General features: G+C 46.5%; 17 protein-coding genes. 15 read left to right on the forward strand and 2 right to left on the reverse strand.

The window, feature by feature from the left end; all coding sequences use genetic code 11:
- The first annotated feature begins 12 nt into the window (after positions 1-12).
- The 13 genes from flhB (at position 13) to L4C35_RS03990 (ending at position 14,789) form a co-directional block, all read left to right on the forward strand.
- A complete protein-coding gene (flhB, locus tag L4C35_RS03930) occupies positions 13-1,143 on the forward strand; it encodes a flagellar biosynthesis protein FlhB (protein ID WP_428461649.1) in 1,131 nt (376 codons plus the stop codon).
- 226 nt (positions 1,144-1,369) lie between these two features.
- Positions 1,370-3,466, forward strand: a complete 2,097-nt coding sequence (flhA, locus tag L4C35_RS03935; protein WP_428461650.1) for a flagellar biosynthesis protein FlhA — start codon at positions 1,370-1,372, stop codon at positions 3,464-3,466.
- Between the two features lie 127 nt (positions 3,467-3,593).
- Positions 3,594-5,294, forward strand: a complete 1,701-nt coding sequence (gene flhF, locus L4C35_RS03940) for a flagellar biosynthesis GTPase FlhF (protein WP_428461651.1) — start codon at positions 3,594-3,596, stop codon at positions 5,292-5,294.
- Positions 5,287-6,174 (forward strand): MinD/ParA family protein, encoded by an 888-nt coding sequence (locus L4C35_RS03945; protein ID WP_428461652.1) that lies wholly within the window; start codon positions 5,287-5,289, stop codon positions 6,172-6,174. The genes flhF and L4C35_RS03945 overlap by 8 nt, the downstream gene beginning before the upstream one ends.
- Positions 6,167-6,889: an RNA polymerase sigma factor FliA gene (locus L4C35_RS03950; RefSeq protein ID WP_428461653.1), complete on the forward strand. Its 723-nt coding sequence runs from the start codon at positions 6,167-6,169 to the stop codon at positions 6,887-6,889. The genes L4C35_RS03945 and L4C35_RS03950 overlap by 8 nt, the downstream gene beginning before the upstream one ends.
- Before the next feature lie 57 nt (positions 6,890-6,946).
- Positions 6,947-7,318 (forward strand): chemotaxis response regulator CheY, encoded by a 372-nt coding sequence (gene cheY / locus L4C35_RS03955; RefSeq protein WP_428461654.1) that lies wholly within the window; start codon positions 6,947-6,949, stop codon positions 7,316-7,318.
- Positions 7,319-7,353: 35 nt separating this feature from the next.
- Entirely contained in the window at positions 7,354-8,073 is a 720-nt protein-coding gene (locus L4C35_RS03960; RefSeq protein ID WP_428461655.1) for a protein phosphatase CheZ, read from the forward strand.
- A 9-nt stretch (positions 8,074-8,082) separates the two neighbouring features.
- Positions 8,083-10,353 carry a chemotaxis protein CheA gene (locus L4C35_RS03965; protein WP_428461656.1) on the forward strand — a complete coding sequence of 757 codons (2,271 nt, stop codon included), beginning with the start codon at positions 8,083-8,085 and terminating at the stop codon, positions 10,351-10,353.
- 87 nt (positions 10,354-10,440) lie between these two features.
- A complete protein-coding gene (locus L4C35_RS03970; protein ID WP_428461657.1) occupies positions 10,441-11,604 on the forward strand; it encodes a protein-glutamate methylesterase/protein-glutamine glutaminase in 1,164 nt (387 codons plus the stop codon).
- A 10-nt stretch (positions 11,605-11,614) separates the two neighbouring features.
- Positions 11,615-12,394: a ParA family protein gene (locus L4C35_RS03975; RefSeq protein WP_428461658.1), complete on the forward strand. Its 780-nt coding sequence runs from the start codon at positions 11,615-11,617 to the stop codon at positions 12,392-12,394.
- A complete protein-coding gene (locus L4C35_RS03980; protein WP_428461659.1) occupies positions 12,384-13,844 on the forward strand; it encodes a chemotaxis protein CheW in 1,461 nt (486 codons plus the stop codon). The genes L4C35_RS03975 and L4C35_RS03980 overlap by 11 nt, the downstream gene beginning before the upstream one ends.
- A gap of 22 nt (positions 13,845-13,866) precedes the next feature.
- Complete coding sequence (locus L4C35_RS03985) at positions 13,867-14,358, forward strand: chemotaxis protein CheW (protein WP_062689751.1); 492 nt, start codon at positions 13,867-13,869, stop codon at positions 14,356-14,358.
- Entirely contained in the window at positions 14,358-14,789 is a 432-nt protein-coding gene (locus L4C35_RS03990; RefSeq protein WP_428461660.1) for a DUF2802 domain-containing protein, read from the forward strand. Before L4C35_RS03985 ends, L4C35_RS03990 begins: the two co-directional genes overlap by 1 nt.
- A 13-nt stretch (positions 14,790-14,802) precedes the next feature.
- Here L4C35_RS03990 and L4C35_RS03995 read toward each other — a convergent pair whose 3' ends face one another.
- Together L4C35_RS03995 and L4C35_RS04000 are read right to left on the reverse strand one after the other, a co-directional pair.
- Complete coding sequence (locus L4C35_RS03995) at positions 14,803-15,099, reverse strand: EscU/YscU/HrcU family type III secretion system export apparatus switch protein (RefSeq protein WP_428461661.1); 297 nt, start codon at positions 15,097-15,099, stop codon at positions 14,803-14,805.
- Positions 15,096-15,953 carry a hypothetical protein gene (locus L4C35_RS04000; protein ID WP_428461662.1) on the reverse strand — a complete coding sequence of 286 codons (858 nt, stop codon included), beginning with the start codon at positions 15,951-15,953 and terminating at the stop codon, positions 15,096-15,098. The genes L4C35_RS03995 and L4C35_RS04000 overlap by 4 nt, the downstream gene beginning before the upstream one ends.
- A 108-nt stretch (positions 15,954-16,061) precedes the next feature.
- Here L4C35_RS04000 and ccmA point away from each other — a divergent pair, with 108 nt between their 5' ends.
- Together ccmA and ccmB are read left to right on the forward strand one after the other, a co-directional pair.
- Positions 16,062-16,712 carry a cytochrome c biogenesis heme-transporting ATPase CcmA gene (ccmA, locus tag L4C35_RS04005; RefSeq protein ID WP_428461663.1) on the forward strand — a complete coding sequence of 217 codons (651 nt, stop codon included), beginning with the start codon at positions 16,062-16,064 and terminating at the stop codon, positions 16,710-16,712.
- A gap of 5 nt (positions 16,713-16,717) precedes the next feature.
- Positions 16,718-17,386 (forward strand): heme exporter protein CcmB, encoded by a 669-nt coding sequence (ccmB, locus tag L4C35_RS04010; RefSeq protein ID WP_094955879.1) that lies wholly within the window; start codon positions 16,718-16,720, stop codon positions 17,384-17,386.
- Positions 17,387-17,441: the final 55 nt, after the last annotated feature.

The following is a 17,441-nucleotide window of genomic DNA, read 5'->3' on the forward strand; positions in this document are numbered from 1 at the left end:
TAAGAGGCAGAGATGTCAGATTCTGACGGTCAGGAACGTACCGAACAGGCCACCCCCCGAAGGCTCGAGCAGGCGCGGGAGAAAGGTCAAGTACCGCGCTCAAGAGAATTGGCTTCAGTTGCCGTGTTAGTGGCAGGTGCCGTATCACTGATGTGGTTTGGCGAAACGCTTGCGCATGGCTTGATTGCCATTATGACAAAAATGTTTAGTTTATCGCGTGAAGAGATATTCGACGTTAGCAAATTGTTTGCGATGATCTTTGAATCGCTTAAACATATCGCCATGCCGTTATTTATCGTGTTGGCTTTCTTATTTGTGAGTGCACTCGTTGGTGCATCTGCGCTCGGTGGTGTGAGTTTTTCTGCTGAAGCGGCAAGGCCTAAACTGTCCAAGATGAGCCCTTTAAGCGGCATAAAGCGGATGTTTGGGTTACAGAGTTGGGTTGAGTTGATTAAATCCATCTTAAAAGTGCTGCTGGTCGCAGGGGTGGCACTGTATTTGATGTACAGCAGTATCAATGATCTGTTTTTGATCAGCACAGAATTATTCCCTAATAACTTTTACCATGCCTTGAATCTGTTAATGGATTTTGTGCTATTGATTTGCTGCTCGTTGCTGGTGGTCGTTGCCATTGATGTGCCATATCAAATTTGGCAGCACAATGAACAGCTAAAAATGACCAAGCAAGAAATCAAAGATGAATTTAAAGATAGCGAAGGTAAACCTGAAGTCAAAGGGCGTATTCGTATGCTACAAAGGGAAATGGCTCAGCGTCGAATGATGGCAGAAGTACCGCAAGCAGACGTGGTCATTACCAACCCCGAACACTTTTCGGTCGCGCTACGCTACGACACTGATCTTGATGCCGCACCCGTTGTGATAGCAAAAGGCACGGATCACCTAGCGCTAAAAATTCGAGAGGTCGCGAATAAGCATAAAATCGACATTGTCCCTTCACCACCTTTAGCGCGTGCGGTATACCACACCACCGAATTAGAACAGCAAATACCTGATGGGTTGTTTGTTGCAGTGGCGCAGGTGTTAGCTTATGTCTATCAATTGAAGCAGTATCGAAAAGGGCAGGGTAAAAAGCCGGTACTATCAAAAGAGGCGAACAACATACCAACGGAACTTCGTCATTAGTGAAGACGAGTCAGGAATGGATGGGACCTTGTTCAACATTAAATTGTACAATTTAACACCGCTTATTGTTATAATGTGATCTCTTTCAAATTAAATTTTCGTCAAAATTATGACGGTGCATCGGGCATGATTGTTGCTTTGTTGTTTCGTTTTTAAGACGAAAGCCTTAAAATAGCCTGACAATTATTATTCCAATTTCCTATGCGACAGTATTAATAGCGATTTAATGAAATTTCCAACGTCTTTAGCGGCGAAATTACCGCTGTCTCGCTTAAAAGCAATGCCAGCCATCGGCGCACCTGTCATGGTACTTGCAACGCTTGCGATGATTATTCTACCCATGCCACCAATTTTGTTGGACATGGCGTTTTCTTTTAATATCGCCCTATCTATGGTGGTACTGCTTGTCACCATTTATACCCGTCGCCCTTTAGATTTTGCCGCTTTCCCGACGGTGCTTCTGATTGCGACCTTGCTGAGGCTCGCATTGAACGTAGCATCGACCCGTGTGGTATTGCTCTATGGCCATGAAGGTTCTGACGCTGCCGGTCAGGTAATCGATGCATTTGGCTCGGTGGTGATCGGGGGTAACTATGCGGTTGGTTTAGTGGTCTTCCTTATTTTGATGATCATTAACTTTATGGTTGTTACCAAAGGTGCTGGGCGTATTTCTGAAGTAAGTGCGCGTTTCACCCTTGATGCATTACCGGGTAAGCAAATGGCGATTGATGCCGACTTGAACGCAGGCTTGATCGATCAAGAGCAAGCGCGTACTCGACGTGGTGAAGTGACTAAAGAAGCGGACTTTTACGGTTCGATGGATGGTGCATCGAAATTCGTAAAAGGGGATGCTATCGCAGGTATTCTGATTTTGTGTATTAACATCATCGGTGGACTGGTGATCGGCATGGGCCAGCATGGCCTTGCCTTTAGTGAAGCGCTCGAAATTTACAGTTTGCTGACCATAGGTGATGGTCTAGTCGCACAAATCCCGTCACTTTTGTTGTCGATTGGTGCAGCAATGATGGTGACTCGTCAAAATACTGACGAAGATATGGGGCAGCAACTTTACTTCCAACTGTTTAACAACCCACAAGCGTTGATCATTACAGGTGGTATTTTGTTTGTCATGGGTATTGTCCCTGGTATGCCACATGTTCCATTCATTTTACTGGCAGCGCTGATTGGCTTGATGGCGTACTGGCGTGTCAAAAAAGAAAAAGAAGCAGCATTGGTTGAAAAGGACAGTGCGTCGACCGAGCTTGCCGTGGCACCTAAGCAAAAAGAACTGTCGTGGGATGATGTTCAACCCGTTGATATTATTGGTCTTGAGGTGGGTTACCGCTTGATCCCTATGGTGGATAAAGAACAGGGTGGGGAGCTACTTGAACGGGTGAAAGGGGTGCGTAAAAAGCTATCGCAAGACTTTGGTTTCTTGGTTCCACCTGTTCATATTCGTGATAACTTAGAGCTGCCACCCAATAGCTATCGTATTAGCCTGATGGGTGTTGCCTGTGGTGAGGCCAATATTCACCACAATATGGAATTAGCCATTAACCCAGGCCAAGTGTTTGGCTCGATTGATGGCGAAGTAACAACGGATCCAGCTTTTGGCTTAGAAGCCGTGTGGATCATGGAGTCGCAACGAGAACATGCTCAGGCGCTCGGTTATACCGTGGTGGACTCAGCGACTGTACTGGCAACGCACCTTAGCCAGATTTTAACCAATAGTGCAGCACAGCTGCTAGGCCATGAAGAAGTGCAGAACCTACTTGAGATGTTAGGGCAATCGACACCGAAATTGGTGGAAGGTTTTGTACCTGATCAAATCTCGCTAGGTGTGGTCGTGAAGGTGATGCAGAACTTACTGCATGAAAGCATTCCAATCCGAGATATTCGAACCATTGTTCAAACGTTGTCAGAGTATGCGGCAAAGAGTCAAGATCCTGACATACTGACTGCCGCAGTTCGCATTTCATTAAAACGACTAATTGTTCAAGAAATCAACGGTATAGAGCCAGAACTACCTGTTATTACTTTGGTTCCAGAATTGGAACAAATATTGCATCAAACAATGCAATCTGCCGGTGGTGAGTCTACAGGTATTGAACCTGGTTTAGCCGAGCGATTACAGCGCTCGTTAGCTGAAGCCACCCAACAGCAAGAGTTGAAAGGTGAGCCCGCTGTACTGCTAACCTCTGGCGTTTTACGTTCAACGCTAGCTAAATTTGTAAAGAATACTATCCCAAGTTTACGGGTGCTTTCGTATCAAGAAGTGCCCGACGAAAAACAAATACGCATTGTCAATGCAGTGGGAAATTAACCTTGTAAAACATTGTGCCTCAATGCGTTTATTTGCTTGGGGCTTGAGAACGTTTCTTTCAAGTTAGCTGATGCTAGCTTAATGAGTCTGACAAAGTGGTTTACCGCCATTTGACGGGAATATTAGATTGAAGATTAAACGATTTTTTGCCAAAGATATGCGAACAGCATTGAGCCAAGTGAAGGAAGAACTTGGTTCAGATGCGGTGATCATGTCGAATAAAAAAGTCACTGGCGGAGTGGAGATTGTTGCCGCAGTTGACACTGACTCTGGCAATCAGCCGCCGCCACCGTCTCCAGCCCGTGATGAATTGGCGAACCGCTTAGGTCAAGCGAAGCGCAAGCTGGCGGATGATAAGGTGCAACTGAAGCAATCGGCAGGCAGTCGATTTGCCAATATGCTGCAAAACTATCAAGGCCATGGTGAGCCCGCGGCAGAAAGTCACAGTGAAGAAGATTCATTGTCGGCTTTACTCAAACGCCAATCTAAGCACAGCAATGGCGGCCGCGATTACGGCTATGATCGTGAAGAATCGTCACGTCGTCGCCATGAGCCACAACAACACGCACGTCAGCCGATGCAAAGCCGTAACGCAGGTATGTCGCAGTCAGGCGCTAATAGTTATGGTGGTGGCCAAGCAAGCAGCGGCCATGCTAATGGGGGCTTGGGTAAACGCCAGCCTGCTAAACATGCGCTCGATATTGGTGACTACCAAAGACCGAATTCACGCAGCTATGACGAAAAGCCTGATTGGAATAATAATCAACGTGGTGGCGGTTACCGAGGCATGCAAGGTAACAACGGCGGGTCGCACTCATCCAATTCTATGGGTGAACGTAACAACCGCTTAGACCCAACTCGTTACGATTCAAAAGCGCCATCACGCCCTGAAGATATTGATGCGATGCGCAATGAAATGGCTTCGATTCGCCGCTTACTTGAGCACCAATTATCGGGCTTGATGTGGCAAGAAGTCGAACGCCGAGAACCGATGCGCGCCATGATGATTAAGCGCCTAGAGAAAATGGGCTTGTCACCAGAGCTTAGTGACCAACTGGCTTGCTACATTCCAGAGGATGTACCAGCTCACGAAGCATGGCCTGCACTGCTTGGTTTATTGTCTGATCAAATCATCACAACCGATGATTGTATTTTAGAAACGGGCGGAGTGGTCGCTTTATTAGGCCCTACAGGGGTAGGTAAAACGACAACCATCGCTAAACTAGCTGCACGAGCAGCGATGGACTACGGCCCAGAAGAGATTGCACTTGTTACAACAGATACTTATCGTATCGGTGCGCACGAGCAATTATCTACTTATGGTCGAATTTTAGGCTGTCCGGTAAGAGTTGCTAAAGATGCAGAAGAACTGGCCGATATACTTCATCAGTTACGCCATCGACGATTAGTTTTATTAGATACAGCAGGGATGGGGCAGCGCGATATTCGCCTGTCAGAACAACTGGATACGCTCATGCAAAACAGTGGTGCTCAGATCCGCAGCTTGTTGGTATTACCTTCAACTGCACAGCGCCGTGTTTTACATGAAACGATTGAACACTTCCGTCGTATACCGTTATCTGGTTGTGTGTTAACCAAGCTTGATGAGTCATTGAGTTTGGGTGAGGTGATGTGCGTTACCATAGAAAATGCACTACCTATTGCGTATTTGGCCGATGGCCAGCGTGTACCAGAAGATATAAAAGTTGCCACTGGCAAATTTTTGGTCGCACGAGCCAACGAACTATTAGAACAAGAAATTAGTCAGCAACCTCATTTCTGGAGTAGCGACAATTCAGAAAACCAGGCGGCGGATTTTTATGATTGAGAACATAATGCACGATCAAGCGAGCGGCTTACGCCGTATGACTAAACTGTCTTCAACCAAAGTTATTACTGTTACTGGTGGTAAAGGTGGAGTTGGTAAAACTAACGTCACGCTCAATATGGCAATCTCAATGGCCCGCCAAGGCAAAAGAGTCATGGTACTTGATGCCGACTTGGGGCTGGCTAACGTTGATATCATGTTAGGTTTGCGTGCAGGTCGAAACCTGTCACACGTACTGGCTGGCCTGTGTGATCTCCAAGATATTATTGTTGAAGGTCCATACGGTGTGAAGATTATTCCCGCCTCGTCAGGTACCCAAAACATGGCAGAATTAACACCAGCACAGCACGCAGGCTTAATTCGTGCGTTTGGTAGTTTATCTGATGATGTTGATGTACTGCTGGTGGATACCGCAGCGGGCATCTCGGATATGGTGTTGAGTTTTTCACGCGCAGCGCAAGAAGTGTTGGTGGTAGTGTGTGATGAACCAACATCGATTACCGATGCTTACGCTCTGATTAAAATTCTTAGTCGAGAATATGATGTGCAGCGCTTCAAAATTGTTGCCAACATGGTACGTAGTTACCGTGAAGGACGAGAGCTGTATGCCAAGCTGACACGGGTTACCGAGCGGTTCTTAAGCGCTAACTTAGAGTTGGTGGCTTGTGTGCCACTTGACGATAAAGTGCGTCAATCGGTGAAGCGTCAAAAAATTGTGGTTGAAGCTTACCCTAAAAGTCCTGCAGCATTAGCGTTAAGTTCACTGGCGAACAAAGCGCTTACTTGGCCAGTACCAACCAGTGCTGGTGGCCACCTTGAGTTCTTTGTTGAGCGGTTATTAGTGAAACCAACGCCAACAGAGGTACCTATCGGTGAATAAAGCGCTAACCTATGGCCGTTACCAAGAGAGCCCGCAAGCGTTCGTAATGCGCTATTCGGCCTTGGTTAAGCGGATTGCACACCACTTAATGGGACGGTTACCGCCCAGTGTGCAAGTTGAAGATTTGATCCAAGCAGGCATGATCGGCCTGCTTGAAGCACAACAAAACTACGACCCAACCAAAGGGGCGAGTTTTGAAACATTTGCAGGAATTCGTATTCGGGGCGCAATGCTTGATGACATTCGCCGTGGTGACTGGGTACCACGTTCGGTTTACAAAAACAGCCGACGTATTACTGAAGCCATCTCAGTGCTTGAAGGTGAGCTAGGTCGCGACCCGAACGATCAGGAAATTGCGACACATCTCGAAATGACACTGGATCAATACTATCAAGCTTTAAATGATGTAAATTGTGGTCGCTTGGTAGGAATAGATGATCTTGGTGTGACTGAAGATGCGATTGCCAACGAGGAATCGCTTGAGGAAAATCTTCCATTTCAAGGTGTTGTAGATGATAATTTCCGCCATTCACTGGCTGAAGCCATTAAAACCTTACCTGAACGTGAAGCACTAGTACTGTCGCTCTATTATGATGAAGAACTCAACTTAAAAGAGATCGGTGCTGTTATTGGGGTTAGTGAATCCCGAGTGTGTCAGATTCATAGTCAGGCTATGCAACGCTTGCGCGCTAAGCTCACTGCTTGGACTGCGTAAAAATTAGAATATTATAAAAACACTGTGACCTCAGTGGAGGCAACTTTGAACAAAAACATGAAAATCCTCATTGTTGATGACTTCTCAACAATGCGCCGCATCGTTAAAAACCTTTTACGTGACTTGGGCTTTAATAACACCCAAGAGGCGGATGATGGATTGACCGCATTACCTATGCTCAAAAAAGGTGGTTTTGATTTCGTCGTAACCGACTGGAACATGCCTGGCATGCAAGGGATCGATCTTCTGAAGCACATCCGTGTTGACGAGGAATTGAAACACCTTCCTGTCTTAATGATCACTGCTGAAGCTAAACGTGAGCAGATCATTGAAGCCGCTCAAGCAGGTGTTAATGGTTACATTGTTAAGCCATTTACTGCAGCAACGCTGAAAGAAAAATTGGATAAAATTTTCGAACGTATGCAGTAATGCTATCTGTCAGACGCTAACAGGTAACCATAATAATGATAACACTTGCTCAAGCTAAACAGCTTGTAAGCCTGCTTGAAGACGGACAACAGGATGAAGCGAATCAACTCGTTTTGTCTGCCGTTCATGAAAGCCGCGACCCAATGTACGACGAAGTAGGGAAACTGACTCGTCAATTGCATGACTCGCTGCAAAACTTCCGTCTTGACCCGCGTATTTGTGATCTTGCTAAAACTGAAATCCCAGATGCGAGAGGGCGTTTATCGTATGTTATTGACCGCACTGAAGAGGCGGCAAATAAAACGATGGATGCAGTAGAAAACACTTTGCCTATAGCGGATAAATTACACGATAACTTGCTATTAGTTCAGCCTCAGTGGAAGCGACTAATGGCTGGTAAAATCGAGCTAAACGAATTTAAAACGCTTTGTCACAATATCGATGGCTTGCTGATGCAGGTTGAAGGCGATAGCGGTGAACTTCGTAGTCAACTGACAGAAATCTTAATGGCGCAAGACTTTCAGGATCTCACCGGGCAGATTATTCGCCGTGTGATTGAACTCGTCCATGAAGTGGAAGATCAGTTAGTTGATATCCTGAAAGCCTTTGACATGGAACAAGATGACAAAGCTGCAGCCCTAACGGAAGCACCAACTATTGCCCCAGAAGGGCCAATCATCAATAGCGAAGAGCGTGTCGATGTAATGTCTTCGCAAGATGACGTTGATGATTTGCTGTCGAGCCTTGGATTTTAGGGGAATTATATGAGCTTTGATTTAGATGAAGATATCCTGCAGGATTTCCTTATTGAAGCAGGAGAAATCCTAGAGCTGCTTTCGGAGCAGCTTGTGGAACTAGAGCGCAGCCCAGATGACGGTGAGCTTCTTAACGCGATTTTCCGTGGTTTTCACACCGTAAAAGGTGGTGCCGGTTTCTTATCATTAGGTGAGCTTGTAGATGCTTGTCATGGTGCTGAGAATATCTTTGATTTACTTCGTACCGGTAAGCGCCAAGTCACATCTGAATTGATGGACGTGATTTTAGAAGCGCTAGATACCATTAACGCCATGTTTGTTCAAGTTCAAGCGCGTGAGCCATTGGACCCAGCTGATCAAGCATTGTTGGATGCGCTTCACCGTTATAGCCAGCCGCCGACAGAGGCAGAACTGAATCCACCCGCAGTGGAAGAGGTTGTTGTGCCTGTTGCTGCACCAGAGCCAGTTGCTCCTGTGGTTGAAGCTCCTATTGAAGTACCTAGCTCGACAGTCCCGAGTGATAGCGTTATCGCAGGTGATTCAGTTGATGACATCACTCAAGATGAATTTGATCGTCTTTTGGATGAACTTCACGGAGTGGGTAATAGCCCATCAGCCGCATCTGCACCAGCCCCTGCTCCCGTTTCCGCGCCAGCAGAAAGTATTGTTGATCAAATTCAAGCAGAAAGTGGTGATATCACTGATGATGAATTTGAACGCTTGCTCGATGAATTGCATGGTTCTGGTAAGGCACCTGGTACAAATACACCTGTGGCGAGTGCTCCAGTCGTTGAAGCGCCTAAGCCAGCAGCGCCAAAGCCAGCGGCTTCTGGTGATGATGATTTAATGTCAGACGATGAGTTTGAACGTTTACTTGATGAACTCCATGGCTCAGGTAAAGGTCCATCGGTTGATGAACTGGAATTTGCGACTAAGCCTATTGCTGAAATGATCGCAGATGAAGCGCCAGCAGCTTCGACGCCAGCTCCTGTAGCCGCGCCAGCGCCTGTCGCTAAACCTGCGACGCCAGTCCCTGTTGCTGCTCCAGCACCAGCGGCTAATCCAGTTGCTGAGCGTAAAGTGCCAGCTAAAGCGGCACCTGCTAAACCACAAGCTGAAGCAACGGTTCGCGTTGATACTTCAACACTCGATACCATTATGAATATGGTTGGTGAGCTAGTGTTAGTGCGTAACCGCTTAGTGAGTTTAGGTCTGAATAATAACGACGAAGACATGTCGAAAGCGGTGGCAAACCTTGATGTGGTTACTGCCGATCTGCAAGGCGCAGTAATGAAAACGCGCATGCAGCCAATCAAGAAAGTCTTTGGCCGTTTCCCTCGCGTTGTTCGTGATTTAGCACGTAGCTTGAACAAAGAAATCGTGCTTGAAATGCGTGGTGAAGACACCGATCTTGATAAGAACTTGGTAGAAGCTCTGGCCGATCCGCTTGTCCACTTGGTGCGTAACTCGGTTGACCACGGTATTGAAATGCCAGCGGTTCGTGAGAAAGAAGGCAAACCTCGTGTTGGTACTGTGCTGCTTTCTGCTTCGCAAGAAGGTGACCATATCCTACTGACCATCGAAGATGATGGCGGCGGTATGGATCCAGATAAACTGCGTGCGATTGCGGTTGAGCGCGGCGTGATGGATGCAGATGCTGCTTCGCGTATTTCAGATAACGAAGCGTACAACTTGATCTTTGCTCCTGGCTTCTCGACCAAAAAAGAAATTTCTGACATTTCTGGTCGTGGTGTAGGCATGGACGTGGTTAAAACGGGTATCAACCAGCTGAACGGCTCGATTTTCATCGATTCCGCGCTGGGCAAAGGTACACGTATTGACATTAAAGTACCGCTAACACTGGCTATTCTTCCAACCTTGATGGTAGGTGTTGCAGAGCAGCCGTTCGCATTACCACTAGCAAGTGTGAACGAAATTTTCCACCTTGACCTGCGTAAGACCAACGTAGTCGATGGTCAGCTGACGACGATTGTTCGTGATAAAGCTATTCCATTGTTCTATCTCCAAGATTGGTTGAGCGGTGTCGGCTTGCCTAAGCGCGAGCGCGAGCATGGTCATGTTGTTATTGTGCAGCTAGGACATCAGCGTATTGGCTTTGTGGTTGATACCTTGATTGGCCAAGAAGAAGTGGTGATTAAACCACTTGATGAGCTGCTACAAGGTACGCCTGGTATGGCGGGTGCAACGATCACCAGTGATGGTCATATTGCTCTGATTCTTGATGTGCCGAATTTGCTGAAGCATTACGCGGGCCGTTAAGATAAAACAACAATAAATCTAAAGAATTAGGAGCCCATGCTCCTAATTCTTTTACCGGATATCCGGAGCAACAGGACAATAGAATAGATGGCAATTAAAGTATTGGTAGTGGACGACTCTAGTTTTTTTCGTCGTCGAGTGAGTGAAATCATTAACTCTGATCCACAACTGGAAGTAATTGGTAACGCTGTAAATGGTAAAGAAGCAGTCGATCTTGCACAGCAACTTCGTCCTGATGTTATTACCATGGATATCGAAATGCCGGTGATGGACGGTATTACGGCTGTGCGTGAAATTATGAAAAGCACACCGACACCAATCTTAATGTTCTCATCACTAACCCATGATGGCGCTAAAGCAACACTTGATGCGTTAGATGCTGGTGCGTTAGATTTTCTGCCTAAAAAGTTTGAAGACATTGCGCGTAACCGTGATGAAGCTGTGAGCTTATTACAAAAACGTGTCACTGAAATTGCGCGTAAACGTGTCATGATGCGCCGTGCACCGACACGCCCCGTTGCCACATCTGCGGCAGCAACACGTGAGCCTATGACGCGTGAAAGTGCTCGCCCACTGGCAGCACGTACTGCGACGGCAGCAACTGCAACGCGTACTCCTGTCGCACCTCGTCCAGCGGTGAAGGCAACGGCAGGGCGCTTTAAAGCGACAGGTAAAAAGTACCAGCTTATGGCAATAGGTACGTCAACAGGCGGCCCGGTCGCACTGCAAAAAGTGTTGACTAAGCTGCCTGCGAATTTTCCGCTGCCAATCGTACTTGTTCAGCATATGCCTGCGACATTCACAGCAGCCTTTGCGGCGCGTTTGAATAATCTTTGTAAGATTTCAGTGAAAGAAGCGGCTGATGGCGACGTACTAAAACCCGGTGTGGCTTACCTTGCGCCTGGTGGTATGCAAATGATGCTAGAAGGTCGTCCTGGTGCGACCCGTGTGCGCATCATTGATGGCGGCGAACGCATGAACTACAAGCCTTGTGTTGATGTCACTTTTGGCTCGGCGGCAAAAATTTATCAAGACAAAGTGTTGTCGATGATTTTAACCGGTATGGGTGCAGATGGCCGTGAAGGGTCACGTATGCTGAAAAGTGGCGGCTCGACGATTTGGGCGCAAGATGAAGAAAGCTGTGTGGTATACGGCATGCCACAGGCTGTTGCGAAAGCCGGCATTTCAACTGAAGACTTACCCCTTGAGCGTATCTCTGAACGTATTCTTGTCGAGTTAGGGCTAGGGTGAGGAGCACCGAGTGTTAGTTTGGAGCATAGCTAACCAAAAAGGTGGTGTTGGTAAAACAACGACAACTGTTTCGCTTGCTGGGTTACTCAGCGAGCGAAATAAGCGCGTCTTGTTGGTCGATACCGATCCGCACGCTTCGTTGAGTACCTATCTGAACATCGATTCAGATCATGTTCCTGCGAGCTTATTTGATCTGTTTCAGTTAACTGAAATTAATCGTAGCACCGTGATGCCGCTGATTATGCAAACGGCTTATGAAGGGATAGATATTATTCCCGCACATATGTCGTTAGCCACGTTAGATCGTGTCATGGGTAGCCGTGGCGGTATGGGGCTGGTGCTGAAAAAAGCGTTGCGCAGCTTAGCGGACGATTACGATTATGTGTTGATCGATTGTCCTCCTATTCTTGGCGTGATGATGGTGAATGCGTTAGCGGCAAGTGATCGTATTTTGATCCCAGTACAGACAGAGTTCCTGGCAATGAAAGGGCTTGAGCGCATGATGCGAACCTTGCACATCATGCAGAAATCACAGCCAAACGGGTTCAAAGTGACCATAGTGCCAACCATGTACGACAAGCGAACACGTGCGTCTTTGCAAACATTGCAAGAACTCAAAGTACGTTTCCCTGAGCAGGTTTGGGCGTCGGCTGTACCCATAGATACTAAGTTTCGTGATGCCAGTATCAAGCACATGCCACCGTCATACTTTGCACGCAGTTGTCGTGGTGTCTTTGCGTATAAAACATTATTAAATTATCTCTTGCGGTTAGAACAAGATGAGCGATAAACATCGGTTATCCAGTGAACAAGCGCTGGACGATTATTTTTTTGATTTACTGATTGAGCCTGAAGAAGACGCTGTACCAGCAAGTATCGCTGAGGACGTCGCTGAAACTGAGGTGGACGAAAGTGCTCCTGACGTTACGGAACAACCCCTAGATGCTGATCGCTCGTCCAATGACGCCGATGATCAAGGTGACGCTAGTGAGCAATCAACTGAAGAGACGCTTGCGCAAACTGAGGGCGCATTCACTCATTACGATCAAAAAAGTGAAGATAATACGAAAGCGGTCGATAGCTTAGATGAGTTTGTTGATGATCTTGCTTTAGAGATGTCATCAAGTAGTGCGCATTATGACTTTTCGACTATTGAGTTGACGCAAAGTGCGACTGACAGTGGGCCTGAAGATGAGCAAGTAACTGACACGCATCACGATGATGGTGAAGTGTTAGCTAGTCAGTCGCTATTGACAAATTCAGTGCAAGTAAAACCAGAAGAAGATTATGATGACACGGTGTCACCATCGCTTGTTACATCATTTTCTTTGGCGCAGCATAGCCAGTCGCAAGCATCCAATTGGGTGCCATCAGCACAGCGTGTTGAAGTCAGTAATATGGCAACTTTCACCCCTGTGGTGATGGAGCATGCGCAGCCTGACATGCAAGGCGTACAACGTCTGCTGGATCAAATGGTGACCATGCAAGCGACTATTCAACAAGACAGTGATGCCTTGATTGATAGTATGGCTGAAACAGAATTTCTTGTAGCAGCGCAAGAAGACGTTATGCTTGCAGAGCCAGAGCCAGAGCCAGAGCCAGAGCCAGAGCCAGAGCCAGAGCCAGAGCCAGAGCCAGAGCCAGAGCCAGAAATTATCACGCAAGTGGAGGCTGCGCCTTCAGTTGCAACAGAAACGCTTGTGGACCTTACGGTAAACAATGAAGTTGAGTCTCAGTTATCGACACAAGCTGGCAGCGATGTGCCGCCAGAGCAAACGGCAGAATCGCAGTTAGGGAGTGAATTTCAAGCACTCTTTTTTGAAGCTTGTGGTGTGACATTTGCCGTGTCGTTAACAGAACTGGGCGGCATTCACCAGATGGGCGATTTAAACCATCTGCTAGGCCGACCAGAGTGGTATCTTGGTTTATTAACCAACCGTGAACAGCAACATGATGTTGTTGATACCGCACGGTGGGTAATGCCAGAAAAGTTAAGCTCTGACGAACATAAAGAGAACTATCGCTATATCGTCATGTTGGGTGAGAGTAAGTGGGGGTTAGCATGTGATAAACTCCACGGTACTGAAACCTTAACAAAACAGAGTATTCGTTGGCGAGAAAAGGTTGGGAAACGACCTTGGCTTGCTGGAATGGTTAAAGAAAAAATGTGTGCTCTAATTCACGTCGAAGAACTTATCAAAATGCTCAACGCAGGGCTAGATGTTAAGGGTATTCAGTGAGTAGGCCCTAAGAGGAAACAGCATGTCGCAGGTGAGTGTAGCCGAAATTCAAAAAGAAGACGGCGATCAAGTATTACAGTGGGTTACTTTCCAACTGGAAGATGAAACTTACGGTATTAACGTAATGCAGGTACGCGAAGTACTGCGTTACTCTGAAATTGCACCTGTACCAGGTGCGCCAGACTACGTGATTGGTATTATCAACCTACGTGGTAATGTTGTAACGGTTATTGATACCCGCTCTCGCTTTGGCTTAATGCCAGGTGAGATTTCTGACAATACACGTATTGTGATTATTGAAGCAGAAAAACAAGTTATTGGTATCTTGGTTGATAGCGTTGCGGAAGTGGTTTACTTACGCAGCTCTGAAATCGACACGACACCAAGTGTGGGTACTGAAGAAAGCGCTAAGTTCATCCAAGGTGTGAGCAACCGTGACGGTGAGCTATTGATCCTTGTTGATTTGAACAAGCTGCTTAATGATGATGAATGGGACGAGATGGCGTACCTATAATGCTTAATTTGGTCATACAGTGGTTACCTTTAGGTATCTCATTGGTTGTGCTTATATTGCTGTTTGTATTACTTGGCCGTGAGCGAAAAGCCCGTTTAGCATTAGAAGCTAAATTTTCGGCGATGGAGCTTGTGGCAAAAAATGCACGTCAGCAACATGAAAGCCTTACGAAGCAGTTTAATGAACTGCGTGTAGGCACTATGGGTATGAGCCAAAAAATGGCCGAAATAGCAGAGCATCAAGAAGCGTTAGCGGATCGTCAGAGTGAAATATCCATGCAAGATCCTGATGGGCGCTTGTATAGTCGAGCGAACAAAATGGTTGAGCTCGGTGCGGATATCAATGAATTGATGGAAGAGTGTGATTTGCCCAAAGCAGAAGCTGAATTGCTAATGCGCTTGCAGCAAATCTCCCAAACTCGTCGCCGTTAACTCTACTGCTGGTTTATACCAGCGTACTGATGCTTTCAGACCCTTCCCAGCCGGGAGGGGTTTTTCCGTTTATGAACCATGAAAACGCAATAAGCTCAGCGATGATGACGTACAGTTGCTCTGGAATGGTATCACCCACCTCAAGTTTGTCTAAATACTCCAGTAGAGCAGGATCTTCGTGGATCAGCCCGCCTTGTTGCTTAACTTGCTCGATGATATGTTCGGCAAGCTGAGCCGTTCCTTTACTGGTGACTTGTGGTGCAGTTCGGCCATCATAGTGCAATGCCACGGCATGTTTTGAATAACTCATATTTTGGCAATCAATCCAGGGTAAGTCGTCGTTTCATCTTGATCATACCTTTTCACTTCTTGTTTGAAAGTAATGTTTGATGTTGCGATGCCGAGTGATTGCATTCGATGCGTGAGGTGCGGTGTAAGCAGCTCTGTACGTTGGAGTAATTGTGGTGAAGTGCTACTGAACAGTAAATTCAATTGTTCATTTTTCCACACCGCTTTGGTGATTAAGGATTCACTCTTACCAATAGGGAGAGTGAGGTTGATATGCCAAGTGTCCTCTTTCTCATTTTCTTTGTGTTTCCTCTTCGTATTTTCCCGCCATACATGAAGCTTGATTTCCCGTCCTTGCGCCTGAGCTAAGTGCAGTTGTAATACGTTCGGTATATCAGTATCAGGTTGAGGGCTTAGCGCTACTCGCTGTTCAGCTGCTAATCGCAGTAAAGCTTTAAATTCATTTTGCTCATGTGTTGAGAGATCGGATAGCCATAGATTAAGCGTACTATTAGGTGTTGATAGCTGTTGAAGGAGCACTTTTATTGCTGATTGCCCCGCACCTTGTTGCAGCCAAGGGATAATGGTTGCTTGATTATTCGGCAAAAAAAGCTGAGAGAAGATTTGCTGAGTCAAGTTTTGCGGTGCGGCTAACGTGCCATTAAGTGACGACAAAAGTGCAACGAAACGTTGCAGAGCGGGTAAGTTTGTTAACAACTGATGGAGCTGAGAACTGGCTGTTTGTTGTACTACTTTGGTGGTAACTGGTTGACTTGTATCAACAACTTTAGTGTTTAATTGCACTTTATCTGTATTGACTTGTCTATCGCTAGGTACTATAGCCATTAACGTTTTGTTGAGGTGTACAGGGTTCACAAATACTTACCTTCATAAGTAATCTAGATAACTGGGTTGCTAACAATATGTCGGCCCAGTGTGGTAATATGCGTACTTAATTGTGTCACCTAGGATACATCATTTCGTATGTTGTCAGTAGAAAAGCTAAGCTGTATTCGTGATGAACGTGTACTGTTCGATGACTTGACTTTTACCGTTGGAAACGGTGAGTTAGTGCAAATCGAAGGCCATAATGGTGCGGGGAAAACGACCTTACTTCGCATTATTGCAGGGCTAGGAAATGCCGATGAAGGCAGGGTCTGTTGGAATCAAGAAGACATTCTTAGTGCTCGTGAAGAGTTTCACCAAGACTTGCTCTTTTTAGGGCACCAAACAGGTGTAAAGCGTGAACTGACAGCATTTGAGAATTTAGCCTTTTTCCAAGCAATGCATACCGAGGTGGGTGTGTCCCCGTTAGCAGGAAGCGCACAGGTATCAGGTAAAGATGCATTATGGCAGGCTTTAGCGCATGTAGGGTTAGCTGGACGTGAAGATGTGCCTGCAGGGCAGTTGTCAGCAGGTCAGCAACGACGCGTTGCATTAGCAAGATTGTGGATCAGTAATCATCGCTTGTGGGTGCTTGATGAACCCCTCACCGCGATAGATAAGCAAGGTGTGCGTGTTTTAGAGCGGTTGTTTTTAGCGCATGCACAACGTGGCGGTATCGTATTACTGACGACACACCAAGATATGTTTACAGACAGTGATCAACTAAGAAAAATAAAATTGGGGCAATAAGCCGAATGTTGAATGCTATTTCTCAGGTTATTCGTCGAGAGCTATTAATCGCCTTTCGTCGTCAGGCTGATGTTTTTAACCCGCTGTGGTTTTTTATTATCGTGATTACCTTATTTCCATTAGGGATAGGGCCAGAGCCTAACTTACTGGCGCGTATTGCGCCTGGGATTGTGTGGGTTGCGGCACTATTAGCAGCGCTGTTATCACTTGAGCGTTTGTTTCGTGACGATTATGCCGATGGGTCATTAGAGCAAATGATGCTAATGCCAACACCGCTACCTGTTCTGGCATTGGCGAAAATGTTAGCGCATTGGTTGCTAACAGGTGTGCCACTATTAATCATAAGTCCGTTATTGGCTATTCTATTGTCACTGGACTGGGCGACATGGAAGGCGGTGGTACTTACCCTGTTAATTGGTACACCAACGTTGAGTTTTCTAGGCGCGATCGGGGTGGCATTAACCGTTGGTTTGCGCAAAGGTGGTGTTTTATTGAGTTTGCTCATACTGCCGCTGTATATACCTGTGCTTATATTTGCAACCTCGGCGATTGATGCAGCGAGTCTAGGCATGCCATACAATGGTCAATTAGCCTTAATGGGGGCCATGTTGGTCGCATCAGCAACATTATCACCATTTGCGGTTGCTGCATCGTTGAGAATTAGCGTGAACTGATTGCAACCTTTGTGGTTGCAGTGAGTAATATAATTATATTTATAACTGTTACATT

Origin of the sequence: Photobacterium kagoshimensis (assembly GCF_050337045.1) — a bacterium.
Taxonomy (GTDB): Bacteria; Pseudomonadota; Gammaproteobacteria; order Enterobacterales; family Vibrionaceae; genus Photobacterium; species Photobacterium kagoshimensis.